The organism is Streptomyces sp. CS113, from assembly GCF_002188365.1.
Classification (GTDB): domain Bacteria; phylum Actinomycetota; class Actinomycetes; order Streptomycetales; family Streptomycetaceae; genus Streptomyces; species Streptomyces tendae.
The window spans coordinates 5,464,772-5,486,159 of record NZ_KZ195574.1; the positions used below are offsets into that span (position 1 = coordinate 5,464,772).

Consider the following 21,388-nt stretch of genomic DNA (forward strand, 5'->3'; position numbering starts at 1 on the left):
CGGGGCCGCGGGGCACTGCCATGGAGGGCATGGCTGATCGCTACATCGAAGTCTCGCTGGTCAAGCGCGGAATCACCTGCACGGCCCAACTGCTCGACGACCGGGCCCCGATCACCTGCGCGGCCGTCTGGGACGCGCTCCCCCTCGGCGGCGACGTGTACCACGCCAAATACGCCCGCAACGAGATCTACGCCCTTTTCCCGCCCTTCGCGGCATCCGAACCCCCGCTGGAGAATCTGACGGTAACGCCCATTCCGGGCGATCTGTGCTATTTCGCCTTCGCGGGTGCCGAGTTGGGCACGAAGGCGTACGGCTACGACCGCGAGGTCCGCCCCGGCACCACCCTCGTCGACCTCGCCCTCTTCTACGAGCGCAACAACCTGCTCCTCAACGGCGACGTCGGCTGGGTCCCCGGCACCGTCTGGGGCCGCATCACCGAGGGCCTGGACGCCATGGCGGAGGCCTGCAACGACCTGTGGCGCACGGGCGCGGCGGGAGAGACGCTCAGTTTCCGCCGGGCTTCGTAACTGCGGGCGGCCGCCCCAGCCTGCGGGCAGTCGTGCCGCTGGGGCGGCACGGGTGGGCGCAGCGCACCCGGCCGGCGCCGGCCCGCGTCTCCCACCCGCGCCCACACCCACGCCGGTCACTACTGGACCGACGTACCCGCCACCCCCGCCTCAAACAGCGCATGCGCAGCCCGCAGCACCAGATCGTCCCGATGCCGAGCCGCAACGACCTGCACCCCCACAGGCAACCCGTCCCCGTCCACCCCCACCGGCACGGTCGCGGCAGGCTGCTGCGTGAGGTTGAACGGATACGTGAACGGCGTCCACCCCGTCCACCGCCGCTGCCCCGACCCCTTCGGCACCTCCACCCCCGCCTCGAACGCAGTGATCGGCAGCGTCGGCGTCACCAGCAGGTCGTACGCCTGGTGGAAGACGCCCATCCGCCGCCCCAGTTCCATCCGCACGTCCACCGCAGCCAGATAGTCCAGCGCCGAGTACCGCGCCCCCGCCCCCACGATCTCCCGCAGCCCCGGGTCCAGCAGCTCCCGCTGCCCCGCCCGCAGATGCTGCACCACCCGCGCCGCCCCGCTGAACCACAGGGCGTGGAAGGCGTCCACCGGGTCCGTGAAGTCCGGGTCGGCCTCCGTCACGTACGCACCGAGGCCCGCCAGCCGCTCCACCGCCCGCCGGACCGCCCCGGCCACCGCGGGACGCACCGCCACCTGCCCGCCGAGCGAGGGCGAGTACGCCACCCGCAGCCCCCGCACCCCGCCCGACAGGGCCTCGGTGTACGCCCCGGGGGCCGGGCCCAGCGCCGACCAGTCCCGGGCGTCCGGGGTGCCGATGACGTCCAGCAGCAGCGCCGCGTCCGCCGCGTCCCGGGTCATCGGACCGACGTGCGCGAGGGTGCCGAACGCGCTCGCCGGGTACAGCGGCACCCGGCCGTACGTCGGTTTCAGGCCGAAGATGCCGCAGAAGGACGCCGGGATGCGCACACTGCCGCCGCCGTCGGTGCCCAGCGCCAGCGGCCCCGCCCCGAGCGCCACGGCCGCCGCCGCGCCCCCGCTGGAACCGCCCGCGGTGCGGGAGGGATCGTGCGGGTTCCGCGTCACGCCGGACAGGGGCGAGTCCGTCACGCCCTTCCAGCCGAACTCCGGCGTCGTGGTCTTGCCGACGAACACCGCGCCGTGCTCGCGCAGCCGCGCCACGGACGGCGCGTCCTCGTCCCAGGGGCCGTCCGGGGAGACGGCCCGCGATCCGCGCAGGGTCGGCTGACCACGCGTCAGCAGGATGTCCTTCACCGTGACCGGCACCCCGTCCAGCCGCCCGCACGGCTCCCCGCGGCGCCACCGCTCCTCGGCCCGCCGGGCCTGGTTCAGCGCCTCTTCACCGGTCAGCCGGACGAAGGCGTTCACCTCCGGCTGGATCCGTTCGGCCCGGTCCAGGACCGCCCGGGTCGCCTCCACGGGGCTGAACACGCCCTTGCGGTAGCCGTCGACGAGCTGTACGGCGGTCAGCTCGGTGAGGTCGGTCATGCGGCACCCTCCCGCGGGTCGGTGACGTCGGCGACGTCAGTGTCCGGGCACGTATCCACGCTCTTTGTCGACCACGTTGGCCAGCGGTCCGCCCGCCGCCCAGCTCTCGAACAACTCCACGAACTGCGCGCCCAGTTCGTCCCGCCAGCCGATCGTGTCCCCGCTCATGTGCGGCGAGACGATCAGCTCCGGCACCTCCCACAGGGCGCTGTCCGGCGCCAGGGGCTCGTGGCTCAGCACGTCCAGGGCGGCGCCCGCGATCCGGCGCGCGGTCAGTGCCTCGACCAGGTCGTCCTCGACGACCAGCGGCCCCCGCCCCACGTTCACGAACCGGGCGGAGGGCCTCATCAGGGCGAACCGCCGGGCGTCGAACATGCCGCGGGTGTCGTCGGTGAGCGGCGCCGCCGCCACCACCCAGTCGGCCCCGGCCAGCAGCCGGTCCAGGTCCTGTGGGCCGTGCACTCCGGGGCGCGCGGCGCGGCCGACCAGCGCGGTGGTGATGCCGAGCGCCTCCAGGGTGCTCACGACCGCCCGGCCGATCGGGCCGGAGCCCACCACGCAGGCGCGGGTTCCGGCCACCCGCATCGACTCGCGGTGCCGCCAGGTCCGCTCGCCCTGGAGGCGCAGCGTCGTGGGCAGGTCCTTGGCCATCGCCAGCACGAGCGCGGCGACGTACTCGGCGATCGGCCGGTCGAAGACACCGCGGGCGTTGGTCACCACCGTGTCCGACTCGGCCAGCTCCGGGCACATCAGATGGTCCACCCCGGCGCTCGCCGTGTGTACCCAGCGCGGGCGCGGGCCGCCGCCCGGCCATGCCTCGCGCACCGCGTGCGAGGCGAAGTCCCACACCAGCAGGACGTCGGCGTGCGGCAGCCGCTCGGCCAGCGTCGCCGCGTCAGCGTGCTCGATCCTGGCCCGGCCGGTCAGCCGGCCCAGCCGGGGGAGCGGCTCGGCGTCCAGGACGAGGAGGGTCGGCAGGGAGGTCGGCGCGGGCGTGGCAGCGGGCGCGGACGGGGGCGGGGACGTGGTCATCGGCGGCCTGTCTCCGGTCGGTGGAAGCGGGGGCGGTTCAGGTGTTGACGCGGAAGTTAACCGGCTGTTGACCTGGGAGTGATGCGAGCGGATTGACCACGCTCGCACCGGAACCTACCTTCGTCAACACGGCCGTTCATAACGGTGCGTTGCCCTCTCCTTCCTCAGTGTGAGGCCGGTGCGTGCCATGGACATCTCCTTTCTCGGCGGACCAGCTCCGCAACGCGGGGTCGGCGTGGTCGCCCCGTTCGACTTCGCACTCGATCGCGAGCTGTGGCGATGGGTGCCCGACGACGTGTCACTGCACATGACACGGACCCCCTTCGTGCCCGTCGAGGTCAGTCTGGACCTCGCCCGGATGGTCAGCGAGCACGAGACCCTCGGCGAGGCGGTGCGCACCCTCAACGCCATCGCGCCCGAGGTCGTCGCCTACGCCTGCACCTCGGGCAGCTTCGTCGGCGGGATCGCCGGGGAGCGCGCCATGTGCGAGGCGATGACCTGGGCGGGCGCGGTCCCGTCCGTCACCACCTCCGGCGCACTGCTCGACGCGCTGACCGAGCTGGGCGTACGCCGGGTCGCGCTGGTGACGCCGTACACCGTGTCCGTGACCCGGGCGCTGGAGGCGTACGTCGCCGAGGCCGGGGTCGCCGTCACCGGCTGCGCCTTCATGGGGCTGACCCGGCACATCTGGAAGGTCCCCTACCGCGACGTGGCGGGCATGGCCCGCCAGGCCGTGCCCGCGCCGGGAGCCGCGGACGCCCTGTTCATCTCCTGCACCAACCTCCCCACCTACGACGTCATCCCGCAGCTGGAGGCCGAGCTGCGGATCCCGGTGATCTCGGCCAACCAAGTGACGATGTGGGCGGCCCTGCGCCGACTGGGTACCCCTGCGGTGGGGCCGTACCAGGCGCTGACCGATCCGGCCGCGCGCCTCGGCCCCGCGGCGGCGGGTGCGGCCGGTCCCGCGGTGGTGGGACCGGCCGGTCCCGTCGACCCCGCGGTGGCGGGCCCGGTCGGTCCCGCGGCCGCGGACATGCCGGGCGTCGCTGACGGCCCGGACACGGAACAGCAGCAGGAAGGGTGGACATGACAGCACTGGGATTCCTGTACCCGGGCCACTCCGGCGAGGACGACTACCCACGCATCGAGCAGCTCCTGGGCAGCGACATCCGGGTGGACCTGGTGCACACGGACATCGGCGAGGACGCCCACCGGGTGGACGCGCTCCTCGAGATGGGCTCGCCGCGGCGGCTGGAGGCGGGCGTGGCCGAGCTGCGGCTGGCCGGCGCCGACGCCGTGGTGTGGGCCTGCACCAGCGGCAGCTTCGTGCACGGCTGGGACGGCGCCCACGAACAGGTGCGCGCCCTGGCCCAGGCGGCGGGCCTGCCGGCCTCGTCCACCTCCTTCGCCTTCGTGCACGCGGCGAAGGAGATCGGGGTGCGGCGGGTGTCGATCGGCGCGACCTACCCGGACGACGTGGCGCGGCTCTTCGCGGACTTCCTCGGCGCCGCCGGCATCGAGGTGGCCGACGTCGTCAGCTCGGGCATCATCACGGCGGCGGAGGTCGGCACCTGGAGCGAGGAGGAGGTGCTGGCGCTGGCCCGCGCGGCCGACCGCCCGGACGCCGAGGCGGTGCTCCTGCCGGACACGGCGCTGCACACGGCGGCCCACCTCCCGGCCCTGGAGAAGGAACTGGGCAAGCCGGTCCTCACCGCGAACCAGGTCACCGTCTGGGAGGGCCTGCGCCTGGCCGACCGCCGGGTCAACGCGCCGGAGCTGGGCGCGCTGTTCACGCGGGAGCCCGTGGTGCAGGCCTGAGGCAGGTCCGCGCCGGGTCGTGGCAGACCCGCGACACGGAAGAACCCCGGTCCCGCGTGAGCGGAACCGGGGTTCTCGTCGAGCGCTGGGCAGGCCTTGCACCTGCATTTCCCCACGGGAAGTGGGGCGTCTTTCCTTGGACCACCAACGCAGTGCCCGCTGCGGGGAGTTGGCCCCCGTGATCAGGCAAGATGATCGTACCGCAGGTCCGGGCGGGACGCACATCGAGCGCCACCTGTCCATGTAGATGGACGTCGATCGTGATACTGAACATCGGACGACGCGTCTGAACCCTTGTCAGCTCTCGACCGCCCCCCTATTCTCACGCCGAGAAAGCGCTTTCCGCCATGGTGTGATTGACATGATCACGACATGGCTTTCCGTTCCGGCATGTGAAGGCGAATGGGGAGACCGAGGATGAGACGACCAGTCGCGCTGCGACTCCAAGCGGCACTGGGCACGCTGGCCCTCGCGGCCGCGGCCGGTGTGGTGCTGGCGATGCCCGAGGCGGCGGCAGCGGCCGGCGGTGCCACCGGCTACGCGACCCAGAACGGCGGCACGACCGGCGGCGCGGGCGGGCAGACCGTGCGGGCCACCACCGGAACCGCGATCCACCAGGCCCTGTGCGGCCGGGCCAGCAGCAGCACCCCGATCACCATCGAGGTCGAGGGCACCATCAACCACGGCAACACCACCAAGGTGTCCGGCGACAGTTGCAGCACCGCGGCCGACAAGATCGAGCTGAAGCAGGTCAGCAACATCACGATCGTCGGGGTCGGCGGCGGTGCCGTCTTCGACCAGCTGGGCATCCACATCCGGGAGTCCAGCAACATCGTCATCCAGAACGTGACCGTACGGAACGTCAAGAAGTCCGGCTCGCCCACCTCCAACGGCGGCGACGCCATCGGCATGGAGAGCGACGTCCGCAACGTCTGGGTCGACCACACCACCCTGGAGGCCTCGGGCGGGGAGTCGGAGGGCTACGACGGCCTCTTCGACATGAAGGACAACACCCAGTACGTGACCCTGTCCTACAGCACCCTGCGCAACTCCGGCCGCGGCGGCCTGATCGGCTCCAGCGAGTCCGACCGCTCCAACGGCTACGTCACCTTCCACCACAACCTGTACGAGAACATCGACTCCCGGGCGCCCCTGCTGCGCGGCGGAATCGCCCACATGTACAACAACCACTACAAGAGCCTGAACGAGTCCGGCATCAACTCCCGGGCCGGCGCCAAGGCCAAGGTGGACAACAACTACTTCGAGGACTCCAAGGACGTCCTCGGCACCTTCTACACCGACCAGGCCGGCACCTGGCAGGTCAGCGGCAACATCTACGACAACGTCAGCTGGTCCGAGCCCGGCGAGGACAACAACCCGGCCGGCCCCGACCCGCGGTCCACCACCACGGTGTCCGTCCCGTACTCCTTCACCCCCGACGACGCCTCCTGCGTGCCGTCCGTGGTGAGCGCCACCGCGGGCGCCGACAAGGGCCTGAAGGTGTCGGACGGCAGCTGCACGCCGCAGAGCCCGGACCCGACGGACCCGGACCCGACCGATCCGGACCCGACCGACCCGGACCCGACGGACCCCGACCCGACCGATCCGCCGAGCGGGACCAACCTGAGCCTCGGCGCCGGCTCCGACGGCTCGTCCAAGGCGAGCGGCACCAGCTACGGCAACGTGCGCGACGGTGACCTCGGCACGTACTGGTCCCCGGCCGGTACGACCGGCTCCATCTCCGTCAAGTGGTCCTCCGCCACCACCGTCGCCAAGGTCACCATCCGGGAGGCGGCCGGCTCCGAGGGCACCGTCGGCTCCTACCGCGTCGTCGACCACGGCACCGGCGCCGTCCTGGCCTCCGGCAGCGGAGCGGGCGTGATCGGCTTCTCCCCGGTCTCGCTGGAGAAGATCACCTTCGAGATCACCGGCGCCTCGGGCACCCCGAAGATCGCCGAGTTCGAGACATACGCGGGCTGACGCGCCCCGGCGGGCGGGGTGTGACCGGATCGCGGCTCCGGGCACACCCCGCCCTCTTGCGCGGGCGCGGGACAATGGACGGTGGCCCACTCCACCGGAGTGCCCCCGCACCCGGGGACGGGCCGTCGTCCCGTACGAGGAGGAGAAGACATGGCGGAGCCCACGCCGCGTCGGCACGAACCGCGGCTACGCCCCGCGCCCCTGCTCTTCGAGCCGGCGGAGGCGGCCGCCGATCCCGAGCATTTCTTCGACCTCGAGTCGATCGACGACCCCCGCGCCCTGCTGGAGCGGGCCACCGAGCTGACCCACGCGTTCCGCGCCGCGGCGGACCGGGCCATGGAGTTCCAGGCGGTCGCCGCGGCGCAGCTGGCCGATCCGCGGCGGTTCGACCGGCTGACGACCGCCGACATCGCCGAGCGTGCCGAGTGGACCGAGGACTACGCCAAGAAGATGGTGGAGTTCGGCCGGGACCTGATGCGCGGCGAACCGGCCGACTGAACCGGCGACTGAGCCGGCGGCCGAGCGGCCGGGCCGACCGGCCGGGCCGACCGGCCGGGCCGAGTAGCCGGGGCGCATATGCCAGGGGGGTGGACAAGATACTCGCCCCTCCGCCGTCGTGTCCCGGTTTCCGGTAACCCGGCGGAGCGGGATCCTCACGCCCGGTAGACCTGTGCGGTATGAGCAGCACACGCAACGCCACGCCCCACGTCTCGGACGTCACCTCGGACGGCGCCGCCTGGCTGGCCTCGGCGGGCGCGTACCCGCGCAGCACGCTCTCGCTCTGGGAGGAGCGCCCCGACGCCCCGGTCGTCCTGCCCTGCGGGTCCGCCTTCGACGTGGTGAGCGCCCCCGCGATCTTCGGCCGCCGGATGCTGGACCGGCTGTGGGACGACGGCCCGGGTTCGGGCCCGGTGGCGGAGTTCCGCGGCCGGATGCTGCTGTTCGCCGCACCGGGCACCGCCCAGCGGCTGCCGTCGCTGCTGGACTGGGAGGAGTGGAGCGCCCGCGGCCGGGAGGGCGGCCGTGCGGACGAGGTGCCGCCGCTGCTGTGCCACGGCGCCGGGGACGCGGTGACCGTACCGGCCCCCGCGGGTGCGCCCGCGCGCTCCGGGTCCCGCTGGCTGGTGGCCCCGGACACCCGCCAGCCGTGGCTGCCCGGCCCGGAGATCATGCTCTGGGCGGCGGTACGGGCGGCCCGCGCGGCGGTGCGGATTTCGATTTTTCCTCCCGCCGACCAGGGTGCTAAGGTCTACGACGTCAGCAGGCGCCGCTAGCTCAGTTGGTTAGAGCAGCTGACTCTTAATCAGCGGGTCCGGGGTTCGAGTCCCTGGCGGCGCACGTTGGCGATGGCGAGGCGTGTTCGCGGAAAACGCGAACCTCCTCGCCATCGTTGTTTTTGCGCGGCTTCGCCGCGCGTTGTGGGGGCTTCGCCACCCACACCCCCATGCGTGGTGGGCCGGGGATGCCAGGGTCGCCCGTTGCCGGTGCGGGCCGGGGGTATCTGGTGGCCCGTTGTCAGTGTGGGCGGGGATGTCTGGGTGGCCCCGGGTGGGGGGCTCAGCCGGGGTTGATTCTTACCGTCCAGGCGCCCGACTCCGTGCGGTTCTCCACCTCCACCCGTACGTGGTCGCCGGGCACCGTGAAGCTCTCGCCCAGGGCCACCGGGGCGTCGGCGAGCGGGGGGTAGACCGAGTCGGCCCAGCAGGCCTCGGTGTCCGGGTGGGCGTCGATCACCTCGATCGGCCCGCCGCCCGACTCCGCCCCGGTGTGCACCCGGTACACCAGCACCCCCGCCCGGCAGGAGGTGACGTCGTTGCCGACCGGCGTACGCACCTCGAAGGCGAGTGCGCTGCCCGCGCCGGTGCGCACCACCGCCAGCTTCGTGCCCCGCCCGAGGCCGAAGGCCGGTGCGCCGGCGGCGCCCGTCACCACCACCCCGGGCCCCGCCCCCAGCGGCTCCAGCGTCAGCCGGGTCGGCTCGCTGCCCCGCACGCAGGCCACCTGCCGGGGGTGCAGCCAGCCCAGCTTCCACTTGTGCCAGGCGAACAGGTCGGGGGCGAGTCCGAACTGGCTGCCCATCAGGTCCCAGTCGCCGACGTGCGTGTCCCAGTCGCCGTCGTCGTCCACCGGCCGGTGGTACAGGTCGGGCAGGTCGAAGACGTGCCCCGTCTCGTGGGCCAGGACCAGCCGGTCCGGCGGATGGTTCTCGAAGACCGTGACGACCCGCCGGATGTCGGTGCCGTCCGCCCGCATGGGGGTGTCCAGGTTGACGACCTTCGTGGCGTCGGAGTCCACCCCGGGCGCGTCCGGGTCCGCGACGAAGTAGACGACGTCGTACCGGGAGAAGTCGACGTGCCGGTCGGCCGCGGCCAGCGCGTCGCGCAGATAGGCGGCCCGGTGCTCCGGGCTCCAGTCGCGCCGTATGGCGTACGACGTCGACGGGCTCGGCATCCGGATCCAGTCCCGCAGCGGGTGCGGGCGGAGCGTGAAGGCGCCGTAGGAGGCGCGCCGGAAGAAGTCCCCGGTGGCGGGGAAGTGGTCGGCGGCCAGTTCGGCCGGGGCCGTCAGCGGCTGGGAGTCGGGGAAGGACAGGAAGACCATCACCGCGTCCAGGGCGCGGGCGGGCCGCGGATAGGCGGCGTTCCAGGTGTCCACGCCCTCGGAGTGGTGCACGTCGGTGCGCTGGAGCGCGCAGGGCTCCGGGGAGAAGGGCTCGGCGACCGAGGGCGCGGTGATCAGGGACGTCGCGGCGAGCGCCGACATCGTGGTGCACACCGCGGCGGTGCTGCGCAGCCTGGTCCGGGTCGCCCGAGCCGTGCCCGCCGCCCGGCGGCCCGCGCCGAGCCCCGCGAGGGCCTCCCGGGGAAGTCGCCTCAGGGGGAGCTGGCGCGGCACATGAACCTCCGGACGCGGTCGACGGGACACCGCACCCAGCTTGTGCATGATTGTCGTATTGCGCCCTGTTCGCCTGCACCGGATGGGTGAGCCGGCCGGGATTTCGCCGGAGTTCTCCCGGGCGACATCGCGAAGACACTCACGGAACGTCACAACTGGTCGGAGGCGTAACGGACCCGTCCAGGTGTGAGCAGAAACGATCTGCCTCAGGGGTCGCTCGGTCCCGAACGCGGAACGGCGGCTGGAAGGGCCCGGTGTCAGCCTCTATGATCGGCACACTTTCCTGCACGAACAGAGCACGAACAGAGATCGAGGCACTGCGGGAGCGAGCGGTGAACGGAACCTCCGAAGGGCCGGCGCCCGCGGCAGACCTCGGCCCGGCGGTCACAGAGAGTGACGACGACCTGGCTCCTCGTACCGGGTCCACCGGTCGTACGGGGCCCCCGGCCTACCGGTCGGTGTTCGCCACGGCCCCGCTCGCCATGGCCGTCGTCGACGCCGAGGGCCTGGTCGTCAGCGCCAACGACTCGCTGGGCACCCTGCTCGGCACCGACCCGGCCGCACTGGCCGGCGGCGTGGCGGCCGACCTCGTCGACCTCGCCTCCGACGCCGGCACCTGGCACGCCTACCGCGAGGTGCTGCGCGGCCACCGGTCCCGGCTGCGCTGCACCCGACGGCTGAAGCGGGCCGACGGCCACTCCCTGTGGGCGCAGGTGACGGTCGAACCGCTGGCCGATACCGGGGACTCCGGGGACTCCGGGGACTCCGGTGACGGGGTCGCCCCGGGGCTGCTGCTCTCCGTCGCCGACGTCAGCGCCCGGCGCGAACTCCAGGCCCGGCTGCGGCACCTCCAGATGCACGACCCGGTGACCCGGCTGCCCAACCGCGCGCTGTTCTTCGAACGCCTGACGGCCGCGCTGGAGGCGGAGTCGTACGAGCACGGCGGCACCGGCCGGATCGGCGTGTGCTACCTGGACCTGGACGGCTTCAAGGCCGTCAACGACACCCACGGCCACCGGGTCGGCGACCGGCTCCTGGCCGCCGTGGCCGAACGGCTGACCAGGTGCGCGGAGGAGGCCGCCCACGCCCGGTCGGGCGCCCCGCTGGTGGCCCGGCTCGGCGGCGACGAGTTCGCCCTCCTGGTGGAGGACTCCACCGGCACCGACCAGCTCGCCGACCTGGCCGGGGCGGTCCTGGCGGCCCTCCAGCCGCCGTTCGAGCTGTCCGACCGCCGCCTGTCGGTCACCGCCTCGGTCGGCGTCGTCGAACGCCACACCGCCGGGACCACCCCCACCGCGCTGATGCAGGCCGCCGACACCACCCTGTACTGGGCCAAGGCCGACGGCCGGGCCCGCTGGACCCTCTTCGACCCCGAGCGCAACGCCAACCGCATGACCCGCCAGGCGCTGGCCGCCACGCTCCGGCCCGCCATCGAACGCGGCGAGTTCGCCCTGGAGTACCAGCCGCTGGTCGGCATGGAGGACGGCCGGGTGCGGGGCGTCGAGGCGCTCATCCGCTGGAATCATCCTCAGTTCGGCGTACTGGCGCCGAATCGGTTCATCGCACTGGCTGAGGAGGATGGCTCGATCGTTCCCCTCGGCCGCTGGATCCTGCGCACCGCCTGCCACCAGGCCCGCCGCTGGCAGCTGGCCCATCCGGACGAGCCGCCGATCTTCGTCAGCGTCAACGTCGCGGTCCGCCAGGTCTGGGACTCCGACCTGGTGGCGGACGTCGCCCGCACCCTGGAGGAGACGGGCCTGGCGCCCCATCTCCTCCAGCTGGAGCTGACGGAGTCGGCGGTGATGGGCTCGGCCGGGCGCCCGCTCCAGGTCCTCAAGGCGCTCAGCGACATGGGCGTGCACATCGCCATCGACGACTTCGGCACCGGCTACTCGAACCTGGCCTACCTCAGCCGGCTGCCGGTCTCGGTGCTGAAGCTGGACGGCGCGTTCGTCCGGGGCTTCCAGTACGCGGCCGTGTCCGACGCGGGGTCCGGCGAGGTGGCCAACCCGGCCGACGAGGTCATCGTCGAGGCGATGGTCCAGCTCGCCCACCGCCTCGGCCTGACCGTCACCGCCGAGTGCGTGGAGACCTCGGACCAGGCGACCCGGCTGCGCCGCATCGGCTGCGACACCGGCCAGGGCTGGCTCTACTCCCGGCCGGTGGCACCGGACCGCATCTCCGCGCTGCTGGGCCACGCGGGGCCCGGCGGCCCCGCCGGGGTTCAGGCGGGCGTCGGCAACCCGTAGGCGTCGGCGATCAGCTCGTAGGAGCGCAGGCGTACGTCGCCGCCGTGGGCGTTGGCGGTGAGCATCAGCTCGTCGGCACCGGTGCGCTTTTGCAGGTCGTCGAGGCCGGCCCGGACCTCGTCGGCGGTGCCGTGGATGACGTTGGCGTTCCAGGACTGGACGAAGTCCTGCTCCATGGGGCTGAAGTCGTACGCCTCGGCCTCCTCCGGCGTCGGCACCAGCCCCGGGCGCCCGGTGCGCAGCCGCACCATGTTCAGCGCGGCCGCCAGCACCTGCCTGCGGGCCTCCTTCTCGTCGTCGGTGGCGAGCGCGGAGACGCCGATGAGGGCGTACGGCGCGTCCAGGACGGCGGACGGCCGGAAGGACTCCCGGTACAGGTCGAGCGCGGGGATCGTGTTCTGCGCCGAGAAGTGGTGGGCGAAGGCGAAGGGCAGCCCGAGGGTGCCGGCCAGCCGCGCGCTGAACCCGGAGGAACCGAGCAGCCACACCGGCGGCCGGTGCGCCGACTGCACGCCTCCCGGCGAGGTGGCCTGCACCGGCCCCGGCACGGCGTGGATACGGGCGTAGGGGTGCCCGTCCGGGAAGTCGTCGTCCAGGAACCGGATCAGCTCGGCGAGCTGCTGCGGGAAGTCGTCGGCGCCCTCGTTCAGCCGGTCGGTGCGGCGCAGGGCGGCGGCGGTGGCCCCGTCCGTGCCGGGCGCCCGGCCGAGACCGAGGTCGACCCGCCCCGGCGCCATGGCCTCCAGCGTCCCGAACTGCTCCGCGATGACGAGCGGCGCGTGGTTGGGCAGCATGACGCCGCCGGACCCGAGCCGGATGCGGTCGGTGTGGGCCGCCAGGTGGGCGAGGATCACCGCGGGCGAGGACGAGGCGACGCCGGGCATCGAGTGGTGCTCGGCGACCCAGTACCGCTGGAAACCGCGTGCCTCGGCGAGCCGCACGATGTCCACGCCGGTCCGCAGCGCGTCGGTGGCGGTCCGGCCGGCCCCGACGGTCACCAGGTCCAGTACGGAGAGGGGGACGGGAGCGGTGCCGTGGGCGGTGCCCCGGATCTCCTCGGCGGCGTCTTCGGGCATGGTGGGGTGCCTCCTGTGCTTGACGTGCTCGTACGGGTCGCTTCGCGACGTAACAGGAGGGGGTCTCCGGTTATTCCCCGCTGTTTAGGACCCACGTGAATCCCTGCCGCCGGTTCGATCACGGCGGCCCAGGGTTTGGGGTCATCTGGCGCAAGGATCCGAGTGAGGTATGGGAGACGCGATCAGTGCAATGCTCACCTCGGTGCCACTGGTGGCGCTCGCGCAGGCCGCCGGGATCGGGCCGTCGATGCCGAACCCGGACGGCACCCGCTCCGACATGAACGGCGACTTCCGCTCCCTGGGCTGCGCCAACCTCCTCGGCGGCCTGTTCCAGGCCCTGCCCTCCGGCGGGTCGATGTCCCGCACCGGCGTCACCGTCTCCGCCGGAGCCCGCACCCGCTGCGCCGGAGTCATCTCCGGTGCCTCCCCCGACACCCGCCTCACCGTCGCCGGACCCAAGGCCGCCCTCGTCGCCACCCTCCTCAAGCCCGCGAGCGCGCCCCCACTCGTCCAGGCCGGGAAGATCACGCTCGACGGCGACGAAACCGTCCTGCACACGCTCGCCGGCCTTCTCGACGACTTCGACCCCGACTTCCCCGTCGTCACCCCATGAGACTCGCCCCGTGTGGGAAGCCCTGATCAGCGGGTCACGCGGTGGCGGAGGAGGATGACATTCCGGCCGAAGGTGCGGGACTCGACGAGTTCGAGGTTCACCCGGCGTCCGTGGTGCGGGAAGAACGGGGTGCCGCCGCCGACCAGCACCGGGTGGACCATGGTCCGGTACTCGTCGATCAGGCCGGCGTCCGCGGCCTCGGCGGCGAGGGCCGCGCCGCCGAGGGCGATGTCGCCCTCGCCGGGTTCCGCCCGCCAGCGCCCGATCTCCTCCGCCAGGGTGCCGGAGGCCAGGCGGGTGTTGGTGCCCCGTACCGTCGGCAGCGTCCGGGAGAACACCACCTTCGGCAGTGCCTTCCACAGCGCGGCCCACTCCAGCTCCGCGGCGCCGAGCGGCTCGTCCTGCCCGGCGGTCTCCCAGTACAGCATCGTCTCGTACAGCCGCCGCCCCAGCAGGTGGACGCCGGCCTCGCGGATCTCGTCGGTCCAGTACTGGAAGACGGCCTCGTCCGGGTCGCTCCAGTCGATGTCGCCGTTCGCGTCGACGATGCAGCCGTCGAGGGACACGTTCATCGAATAGGTCACGCTGCGCATCGCAAGCCTCCTCGGTAGCCGCTCCGGTCCGACGGTACGGCCATGTACGGGCGGCCGCCGGTCAGTCGGCGGCGTTCGCCGCTCGCACCTGCGTTCCCGGTGCCGGTACCGCCTCGGTGTGCCGGCGCCGGCGCGCCTGTACCCGCTCGACGGCCACCGCCGAGGCGCAGAGCAGTGCCGTGAGCACGGAGAAGGCGAAGAAGACCGTGGTGTCGGCCCAGACGGTCGCGCCGATGCCGACGAGGAGCGTGGGCGTGATGAGCGCGCCGTAGGCGAGCAGGTAGAACATCGACATGACGGCCCCGCGCCGTTCGGCGGGGATGCCGGCGGTGAGGTGGCGCAGGGAGCCGCCGAAGGCGAGCCCGTACGCGGCGCCCTGGAGGGCGACGGTGACGACGATGACGACGGCGTTGCCGGTCGCGAAGCCCGCCACTCCGGCCAGCATGAGCACGGCGAGCGCGGAGTCGCCGACGAGTGCCACCGTGCGAGCCGGACGGCGGGCACTGAGGATCTGTGTGCAGGCGGCGGCGAGGGTCACGGCCGCGATGACGACACCGCCGAAGAACGGGCCGTCCACGTTCGCGGCGTCGGCGGCGATCGCGGGTTCCAGTGAGAAGCAGACCCCGAGGACGGCCCAGGCGGCACCGGCGCCGATCACGGAGAAGGTGAAGCGTCCGCGTATCTCCTTGGGCACGTGCGGACGCGGGATCCCCAGGGGCGCCGTACCGGGCGAGGGGTGCGGTTCGCGCATCACCCAGAGGAGGACGAGCAGCACGAGGCCGATCAGCGCGTCGGTGAGGTAGGGCAGGAGCAGGGGGTGGAAGCCGGTCTGGGCGAGGGCGGCGGTGCCGAGTGCGGCGGCGGCGATGCCGACGTTGAAGGCGATGGCGGTGAGCGTCCCGCTGCGCGCCGCCCGCTCGGGGCTCACGTCCAGCAGGGCGGCTCCGCCGACGACCACGATCGCGCCGATGCCCAGGCCGTTGAGCATCCGGGCCACGACGAGGTACGCGGGTCCCGCGGCCAGCACGAAGACGGCGAGCCCGGCGAGCAGCAGCAGGACGGCGACGAGGAGGACGGGCCGGCGGCCGTAGCGGTCGGACAGGGCGCCGGACAGCAGGATCGCGACGACCGCGACGGCCCCGTACGCGGCGAAGACGACGGTGGTGAGAACGGGCGGGTAGTCCCACTTCTCGGCGTACAGGGAGTAGAGCGGTGAGGGGATGGCGGACGTCGCCTGCCCGAGCATGAGCAGGACGAGGAGGGCCGGGTAGCTCCATGACTGGGGGCGGCGGCCCTGGGAGAGTTCCCGCACGAGGACTCCAGGGGAGAGGGGAAGTAGGATGTGCGTCGTACTTCGAGGATGCTAAGGAGAAGTATGATGCTCGTCAAACTTGGGGGTGTCTGATGCCGCCCTGGGAGATCCCCTCGGACCAGCTGCCGCCCGTCGCCGCGGTCCAGAAACTGCTGCGCGCGCTCGCCGATCCCGTACGCCTGGAAATGGTGCGCCGTCTGGCGGCGGACCCGGCCGGCGAAGCGCCCTGCTCGGACCTCTACGAGGGACTGAACAAGTCCACCGCGACCCACCACTTCAAGATCCTGGTGGAAGCGGGCGCCTTCCATCCGGTCATGGTCGGCCCCTCCCGGGGCCACCGCCTGCGGCGGGACGCCTTGCAGGAGGCGGCACCCGGTCTGCTGGACGCGCTGATGGGGGCGCTGGCCCGGGAGCACTGACCCCCGGGCGGGACGGTCGCGTGTCTCTGGGCCGGACGGTCGCGTGTCTCTGGGCCGGACGCCCGCGGGTCAGTCGCGCGACTGACCCGGGGTCGTCGAAGGTCCGGCCAGCGTCCACGAGGCCAGCAGGCTCAGCGCCTCGGCGGACGCCGAGCGGGGTTCGGCGGTGTAGAGGAACAGCGTGGTGTCGCTGTCGCCGGGGAGCGAAAGGGTTTCGTACTCCACGGTGAGTTCGCCGACCAAGGGGTGCAGCAGCCGCTTGGAGCCGTGGGTGCGCTGGTGCACGCGGTGCTGCTGCCACCAGCGGTCGAAGTCGTCGCTGCGCTCCCTCAGCTCCGTGACGAGCGCCTCGGTGGCCTGCCGGTCCGAGGCGCGGACCGCGTCCAGGCGCAGGTTCTCCACCGCGGCGCGGGCCTGGACGTCCCAGTCGACGAACAGGTCGCGCGCGTCCTCGTCGAGGAACAGCCAGCGGGTGTAGTTGCGCTCGACGGCCGGCATGGCGTCGAAGTCCGCGAACAGGGCTCTGGCCATCCGGTTCGCCCCCAGGACGGCGGACTGCCGCCCCAGGACGAGCGCGGGGGTGGCGGTGTCCAGGGAATCCAGCAGCCGATGGAGCCCGGGGCGCAGACGCTGCACGCTCGGCGTGCGCGACGGGGGGCTGGTGGCGGCGATGCCGACGAGGTCCTTGAGATGGGCGAGGCTCGCCGCGTCCAGTCCCAGGGCGTGCCCGATGGCCTCGACCACGGCGGGCGACGGGTTGCCGGAGCGGCCCTGTTCGAGGCGCGCGTAGTAGTCGGCGGACACGCCGGCCAGGCGGGCGACCTCCTCCCGCCGAAGGCCGGGCACGCGCCGGACGCGGTCGTCCGGCGGCAGTCCGGCCTGCTCGGGATCGCACTGGGCGCGGCAGCGCCTGAGGAAGTCCGCGAGCTCTCGGTTGGTGCGGGTCATAGGAGCAGTCTGTCCCGCGTGGAACGACGACGGGCCCGCCAAAGGGGGTCTGCCGGTCCTACCCCCGCGCGGCCTAGGGCGAACAGGGCCCGCCATGGCCCTCGGCACCGCTCCCGCGCGGTCCACGATCGAATCAGCGCCGGATCGGCAGCCCGGTCCGGCATCCCGTCGCGCACCCCATGGAAGAGGACACCCATGTCTGCCCCCACCACCCCCACGGCTCCTGCCACCCCCACGGCTCCCACCACCTGGTTCGTCACCGGCGCCTCCCGCGGGCTGGGCCTCGAACTGGTCCGGCAGCTGCTCGCCCGGGGCGGCAACGTGACCGCCACCACCCGCTCCGCCGAGCGCCTGCGGGCCGCGCTGGGGAGCGCGGCCGACACCAGCCGGCTCCTCGCGCTGACCGTGGACCTGACGGACGAGAGCCAGGTCCGCAGCGCCGTGGAGCGGACCACCGAGCGATTCGGCCGGCTGGACGTCGTCGTCAACAACGCGGGCTACGGCCACCTCGCGGCCGTCGAGGAGACCACCGACGAGGCCGTACGAGACATGCTGGACGTCCAGGTCGTCGGGGTGTGGAACGTGCTGCGCGCGGCGCTGCCCGTCCTGCGTGAGCAGCGGGCGGGCCGGGTCGTCAACGTGTCCTCGATCCTGGGTCTGACCACGATGCCCGGCTGGGCCCTGTACTGCGCGGGCAAGTTCGCGCTCGAAGGGCTGAGCGAGGCGCTCGCCGCCGAGGTCGCGGACTTCGGCATCGAGGTCACCCTCGTCGAGCCCGGCTACTTCCGCACGTCCTTCCTCGGCTCGGACTCCCTGAGCCTGCCCGGCGCGACCACGGAGCACTACCCGGCGGTGCGGGCCATGGTCGAGGACCACCTCGCGCTGCACGGCCGCCAGCTCGGGGACCCGGTCAAGGGCGCCGCCGCCATCATCGAGCGCGCCGGTCTCGAAGGCGGCCCCCTGCGTCAGCTGCTGGGCTCGGACGCGCACGCCTTCGCCACCGCGAAGGTCGACGCCCTGCGGGCCAACCTCGACGCCACCGCCGCCTCCGCCCCCGGCACCGACTTCCCCGCGGCCTGAACCGGGCGCTTCAGGCGGCGAGGCCGGCCGCGAGCCGGTCCGCGACGGTGCGGGGCTCGCGGCCGAGGAGGTCGGCCAGCAGCGGCCCGGTGCCGGCGAAGCGGCCCGCGCGCGCCGCCTGGTACCAGGTGAGCATGAACCGGGCCAGCTGCTCCGGCACACCGGCCGCGGCCTGGTCGGCGACCCACCGTTCGTCGTCCAGGACGAGGCGCTCGATGCGGCGGCCGGTGAGGCCGGAGGCGATCGCGGCGACGTCGTCGAAGGTGACGGCGGCCGGCGCCGTGAGGTCGACCGGTCCGTCGAGGGTCCGGTCACCGGCGAGGACGGCCGCGGTGGCCTCGGCGATGTCGTCACGGTCGGTGTAGGGCACGGGGCCGTCCTGCGGCTGGGCGATCGCGCCGGTCCGCTGCCACGGTCCGAGTACCTGGTCGAGCGGGCCGTAGGCGCCGTTGCGCAGCGCGGTCCAGGCGATGCCGGAGTCGGCGAGGATCGCCTCCGTGGCGATGTGCAGGTCCGACGGCGGGTACGGGTTGCCGGGGACGGCGCCCTGCTGGCTCGTGTAGACGATGCGCCGGACGCCGGCCGCGACCGCGGCTTCGACGGCATTGCGATGCAGGCCGACGATGTCGGCGGCCGGGTCGTTGCCGGACACCAGAAGGACCTGTTCGGCACCGGCGAAGGAGTCGCGCAGCGCGGCCGGGTCCTCGTAGGAGCCCTGCCGCACGCGCACGCCGCGGTCGGCGAGGTGCCGCGCCCTGGCGGTGTCGCGGACGCTGACGCCGATCTCGTCGGCGGGTACGCGCCCGAGGAGGTACTCGACGGTGGCGCCGCCCAGCCCACCGGTGGCGCCGGTGACAACGATCATGTTTCTGGCCTTCCCGTAAGTTGACCACATGGGTCACTTTCGCTCCGCCGACGACCGTAGGTAAGCTGACTCGGCGAGTCAAGTTGTGTCGGTGGAGACAGGAAGAGACGGTGAGGACCATGGCCGGTGCGGTGCCTCCGGGACCCCGGCTGCGTGCCGACGCCCGGCGCAATTCCGAGCAGATCCGCGCCGCCGCGATCGGCGCCTTCCAGGGGCAGGGCCTGACGGTGCCGCTGGAGGAGGTCGCCAGGGCGGCGGGGGTGAGCAAGGCCACGATCTTCAACCGGTTCGGCGGGCGGGTCGGCCTCATCGAGGCCGTCATCGAGGAGGTCGTCGCCCGTGAGCTGTTCGCCCTCATCGACCGCACGCGGACCGTCGACGACGCCGGCGAGCGGATCGCGTACTACCTCACCGCGATCCGTGACCTCCAGTACCGCCAGCCCGCCTTCAACGACGTCCTGTTGCAGACCTATCCGCACTCGCCGCAGCTCATGGAGATCTGCCGGGCCGGGAGCGTGGCCAACGAGGAGTTCGTCGCGGCGGCGCGCGCCCGCGGTGCGCTGCGGCCGGAGTTCACGGCGGGCGACCTCCACGCACTCGTCCTCGACAACGCCCTCGCCCTCAAGCACGGCGAGCGGCCGCCCCGGGACGACTACGACCGCCGCACGACGTACCTCCTGGACGGCATCCGCGGGCGCTCGCCCGGCGGGTTCTAGGGGGTGTCGTTTGGATCAGGCCGGCCGCGGCCGACGGTGCCTTGTGGCCGACCCGAGCGGGGTCTGGTGCGTGCAGCTGCAAGGCGGAGGAGGGCGACAACGCGGAGCGTTGGCAACCGACGACAACGCCGCAGATGTGCGTGCCAGACCCCGCGACCCCGGCAAGATCCAAACGACACCCCCTAGTCGACCGGCGCGACCCGGATCAGGTTGCCGTCCGGGTCCGTGATGGCGAAGGTGCGGCCGAAGGGCTCGTCGTGGGGTTCCTCCACCACCGTGACGCCCTTGGCGACCCACTCGGCGTGCAGTGCGTCGATGGCGGCCGAGGAGCCCGGGACCATGAGGCCGACCTCCGAGGTGCGCGGGGTCTGCGGGGTGAGCCGGTCCGCGCGGCCGCTCCAGAGGGCGAAGAGGACGCCGGGGGCGACTTCGAAGGGGACGTAGCGCGGTGTCGTCACGACCGGCTCGATGGCGAACAGGCCGGAGTAGAAGGCGGTCGCGCGCTCGACGTCGGTGACGTAGACGAGGAAGAGGTTGGGTGCGGACATGGGTATCGGCTCCTTCCGAGCGGGCCGTTCGGCCGCTGGTGAAAGCCTCGCCTGAGAACATGACAGGGGTTGTCGTGTTCGGGCCTTCGGGTCTTCGGGTCTTCGGGCCTTCGGATGAGGGAGCTGTCGCATGAGCCGGCCGCAGCGCTTGATCGAGCTTCTCGCGGCCCTCCAGGCACGTCCGCGGACCACCGCCGAGGCGCTGGCCGAGGAGCTGGGGGTGTCGACGAGGACGGTCCTGCGGGACGTCCGGGCGCTGGTCGACGCCGGGATTCCCGTCGTCACCGAGCGGGGCAAGTACGGCGGCATCAGCCTGCTCCCCGGTGACCAGGCCGACCTGTCGAAACTGACGAGGGGCGAGGCGGACCTGCTGCGGGCCGTCGGGCTCGACCTCGACCGGGCCCGTCAGCTCGGCGGTGAGGCGGCCGCCCGGTCGGCGCTGCGCAAGCTCACGCCCCGTCGGGCCCTGCCGCCCGTCCGGGACGACCTGCCGCTCGCGCTGACCGATGTGATCGCGATCGACAACCGGCCCTGGTTCGAGGATGCCGCGCCCCTGCCCGACGTCGCGGGGCTGGTGCGGGACGTGCGTACGGGGCGGCGGCTGCGGATCGTCTACCGCAGGAGCGGGGACGCCGCCGCACGTGAACTCGTGGTCGACCCCTACGGGCTGGTCCAGCGGGGCGGGCGCTGGTACCTCGTGGCCGACCGGGACGGGCGGCCCCGGATGTTCGCGCTCACCCGGCTTCGGCGCTGGGCCGTGCTCGACGGCGCGCGCCGCCTGCGCGCCGGTGCCGATCTCGCGGGTGTCGCCCGGGAGTTGGGTGAGGCCCTGGAGAGCGAGGAGCATGTCGTGGTCACGGCGCGCGTCGACGTCGTGAGCCTCGACCTCGCCCGGCGGATCCTGGGCGCCCGGCTCAGGACGGTGGGTGAGCCGGGGGAGGACGGGCGGGCCGAGGTGACCGTGGCGTACGGCGGGCTCGACGGGGTGCGGCAACTGCTCCAGTTCGGCGAGCACATCGAGGTCGTCGCCCCGGAGTCCGCGCGGCGACTGGTCGGACGGCTGGCGGCCATAATCGTTCGTGCGCACGCTGCCGACGGTCCTCGACCCGGTCCATGAACGTGAGGCCGGGCCGGGGCCTGCGTGCGGGCCGTGCACTACCGCGGCATGCCCGACCACGACACCCTGACGTCACCGGCATCCTG

Annotated in this window: 21 protein-coding genes and 1 tRNA gene; 13 read left to right on the forward strand and 9 right to left on the reverse strand. The window is 73.0% G+C overall.

The window, feature by feature from the left end; all coding sequences use genetic code 11:
• Positions 1-29: 29 nt before the first annotated feature.
• The gene (locus B9W62_RS24440; protein WP_179235645.1) at positions 30-527 is read left to right on the forward strand and encodes a DUF3830 family protein; all 498 of its coding nucleotides are present in this window, start codon (positions 30-32) and stop codon (positions 525-527) included.
• Between the two features lie 119 nt (positions 528-646).
• On the opposite strand, the gene B9W62_RS24445 is transcribed toward B9W62_RS24440, so the two are convergent.
• Together B9W62_RS24445 and B9W62_RS24450 are read right to left on the reverse strand one after the other, a co-directional pair.
• A complete protein-coding gene (locus B9W62_RS24445) occupies positions 647-2,041 on the reverse strand; it encodes an amidase (RefSeq protein WP_087809161.1) in 1,395 nt (464 codons plus the stop codon).
• Positions 2,042-2,077: 36 nt separating this feature from the next.
• Entirely contained in the window at positions 2,078-3,073 is a 996-nt protein-coding gene (locus B9W62_RS24450; protein WP_087809162.1) for a D-2-hydroxyacid dehydrogenase, read from the reverse strand.
• 187 nt (positions 3,074-3,260) lie between these two features.
• Here B9W62_RS24450 and B9W62_RS24455 point away from each other — a divergent pair, with 187 nt between their 5' ends.
• The 6 genes from B9W62_RS24455 to B9W62_RS24480 all read left to right on the forward strand — a co-directional run bounded on the left by B9W62_RS24455 (position 3,261) and on the right by B9W62_RS24480 (position 8,209).
• Entirely contained in the window at positions 3,261-4,163 is a 903-nt protein-coding gene (locus B9W62_RS24455; RefSeq protein WP_087809163.1) for a maleate cis-trans isomerase family protein, read from the forward strand.
• A complete protein-coding gene (locus B9W62_RS24460; protein WP_087809164.1) occupies positions 4,160-4,891 on the forward strand; it encodes a maleate cis-trans isomerase family protein in 732 nt (243 codons plus the stop codon). Before B9W62_RS24455 ends, B9W62_RS24460 begins: the two co-directional genes overlap by 4 nt.
• A gap of 417 nt (positions 4,892-5,308) precedes the next feature.
• The gene (locus tag B9W62_RS24465) at positions 5,309-6,871 is read left to right on the forward strand and encodes a pectate lyase family protein (protein WP_087809165.1); all 1,563 of its coding nucleotides are present in this window, start codon (positions 5,309-5,311) and stop codon (positions 6,869-6,871) included.
• Positions 6,872-7,021: 150 nt separating this feature from the next.
• Positions 7,022-7,369, forward strand: coding sequence for a hypothetical protein (locus tag B9W62_RS24470; RefSeq protein WP_087809166.1), 348 nt, complete (start codon positions 7,022-7,024; stop codon positions 7,367-7,369).
• 179 nt (positions 7,370-7,548) lie between these two features.
• Entirely contained in the window at positions 7,549-8,145 is a 597-nt protein-coding gene (locus B9W62_RS24475) for a bifunctional DNA primase/polymerase (protein WP_087809167.1), read from the forward strand.
• Positions 8,136-8,209: transfer RNA gene (locus B9W62_RS24480), tRNA-Lys, on the forward strand. The genes B9W62_RS24475 and B9W62_RS24480 overlap by 10 nt, the downstream gene beginning before the upstream one ends.
• 219 nt (positions 8,210-8,428) lie before the next feature.
• On the opposite strand, the gene B9W62_RS24485 is transcribed toward B9W62_RS24480, so the two are convergent.
• The gene (locus tag B9W62_RS24485) at positions 8,429-9,814 is read right to left on the reverse strand and encodes a M6 family metalloprotease domain-containing protein (protein WP_087809168.1); all 1,386 of its coding nucleotides are present in this window, start codon (positions 9,812-9,814) and stop codon (positions 8,429-8,431) included.
• Positions 9,815-10,098: 284 nt separating this feature from the next.
• On the opposite strand from B9W62_RS24485, the gene B9W62_RS24490 reads away from it, so the two are divergent.
• The gene (locus B9W62_RS24490) at positions 10,099-12,015 is read left to right on the forward strand and encodes a putative bifunctional diguanylate cyclase/phosphodiesterase (protein WP_087809169.1); all 1,917 of its coding nucleotides are present in this window, start codon (positions 10,099-10,101) and stop codon (positions 12,013-12,015) included.
• Here B9W62_RS24490 and B9W62_RS24495 read toward each other — a convergent pair.
• Positions 11,991-13,091, reverse strand: a complete 1,101-nt coding sequence (locus tag B9W62_RS24495; RefSeq protein ID WP_087809170.1) for an LLM class flavin-dependent oxidoreductase — start codon at positions 13,089-13,091, stop codon at positions 11,991-11,993. The genes B9W62_RS24490 and B9W62_RS24495 overlap by 25 nt on opposite strands.
• Before the next feature lie 169 nt (positions 13,092-13,260).
• Here B9W62_RS24495 and B9W62_RS40835 point away from each other — a divergent pair, with 169 nt between their 5' ends.
• Complete coding sequence (locus B9W62_RS40835; RefSeq protein WP_087809171.1) at positions 13,261-13,704, forward strand: alkyl sulfatase C-terminal domain-containing protein; 444 nt, start codon at positions 13,261-13,263, stop codon at positions 13,702-13,704.
• Positions 13,705-13,730: 26 nt separating this feature from the next.
• Here B9W62_RS40835 and B9W62_RS24505 read toward each other — a convergent pair whose 3' ends face one another.
• Together B9W62_RS24505 and B9W62_RS24510 are read right to left on the reverse strand one after the other, a co-directional pair.
• Positions 13,731-14,297, reverse strand: coding sequence for a dihydrofolate reductase family protein (locus B9W62_RS24505; protein WP_087809172.1), 567 nt, complete (start codon positions 14,295-14,297; stop codon positions 13,731-13,733).
• Between the two features lie 61 nt (positions 14,298-14,358).
• Entirely contained in the window at positions 14,359-15,609 is a 1,251-nt protein-coding gene (locus tag B9W62_RS24510; RefSeq protein ID WP_087809173.1) for an MFS transporter, read from the reverse strand.
• A 92-nt stretch (positions 15,610-15,701) separates the two neighbouring features.
• Here B9W62_RS24510 and B9W62_RS24515 point away from each other — a divergent pair, with 92 nt between their 5' ends.
• On the forward strand, positions 15,702-16,028 hold the full coding sequence (locus B9W62_RS24515; RefSeq protein ID WP_087809174.1) for an ArsR/SmtB family transcription factor: 327 nt from the start codon (positions 15,702-15,704) through the stop codon (positions 16,026-16,028).
• A gap of 69 nt (positions 16,029-16,097) precedes the next feature.
• Here the strand turns inward: B9W62_RS24515 and B9W62_RS24520 are convergent, their stop codons facing one another.
• Positions 16,098-16,976, reverse strand: a complete 879-nt coding sequence (locus tag B9W62_RS24520) for a helix-turn-helix transcriptional regulator (RefSeq protein WP_087809175.1) — start codon at positions 16,974-16,976, stop codon at positions 16,098-16,100.
• 195 nt (positions 16,977-17,171) lie between these two features.
• On the opposite strand from B9W62_RS24520, the gene B9W62_RS24525 reads away from it, so the two are divergent.
• A complete protein-coding gene (locus B9W62_RS24525) occupies positions 17,172-18,056 on the forward strand; it encodes an SDR family NAD(P)-dependent oxidoreductase (RefSeq protein ID WP_087809176.1) in 885 nt (294 codons plus the stop codon).
• 10 nt (positions 18,057-18,066) lie between these two features.
• On the opposite strand, the gene B9W62_RS24530 is transcribed toward B9W62_RS24525, so the two are convergent.
• Positions 18,067-18,921: an NAD(P)H-binding protein gene (locus tag B9W62_RS24530; RefSeq protein WP_087809177.1), complete on the reverse strand. Its 855-nt coding sequence runs from the start codon at positions 18,919-18,921 to the stop codon at positions 18,067-18,069.
• 119 nt (positions 18,922-19,040) lie between these two features.
• Between B9W62_RS24530 and B9W62_RS24535 the strand changes: the two genes are divergently transcribed.
• The gene (locus B9W62_RS24535) at positions 19,041-19,637 is read left to right on the forward strand and encodes a TetR/AcrR family transcriptional regulator (protein ID WP_087809178.1); all 597 of its coding nucleotides are present in this window, start codon (positions 19,041-19,043) and stop codon (positions 19,635-19,637) included.
• 182 nt (positions 19,638-19,819) lie between these two features.
• Here B9W62_RS24535 and B9W62_RS24545 read toward each other — a convergent pair whose 3' ends face one another.
• The gene (locus B9W62_RS24545; protein ID WP_087809179.1) at positions 19,820-20,185 is read right to left on the reverse strand and encodes a VOC family protein; all 366 of its coding nucleotides are present in this window, start codon (positions 20,183-20,185) and stop codon (positions 19,820-19,822) included.
• Between the two features lie 130 nt (positions 20,186-20,315).
• Between B9W62_RS24545 and B9W62_RS24550 the strand changes: the two genes are divergently transcribed.
• A complete protein-coding gene (locus B9W62_RS24550) occupies positions 20,316-21,302 on the forward strand; it encodes a helix-turn-helix transcriptional regulator (protein WP_087809180.1) in 987 nt (328 codons plus the stop codon).
• The last annotated feature ends 86 nt before the right edge of the window (positions 21,303-21,388 follow it).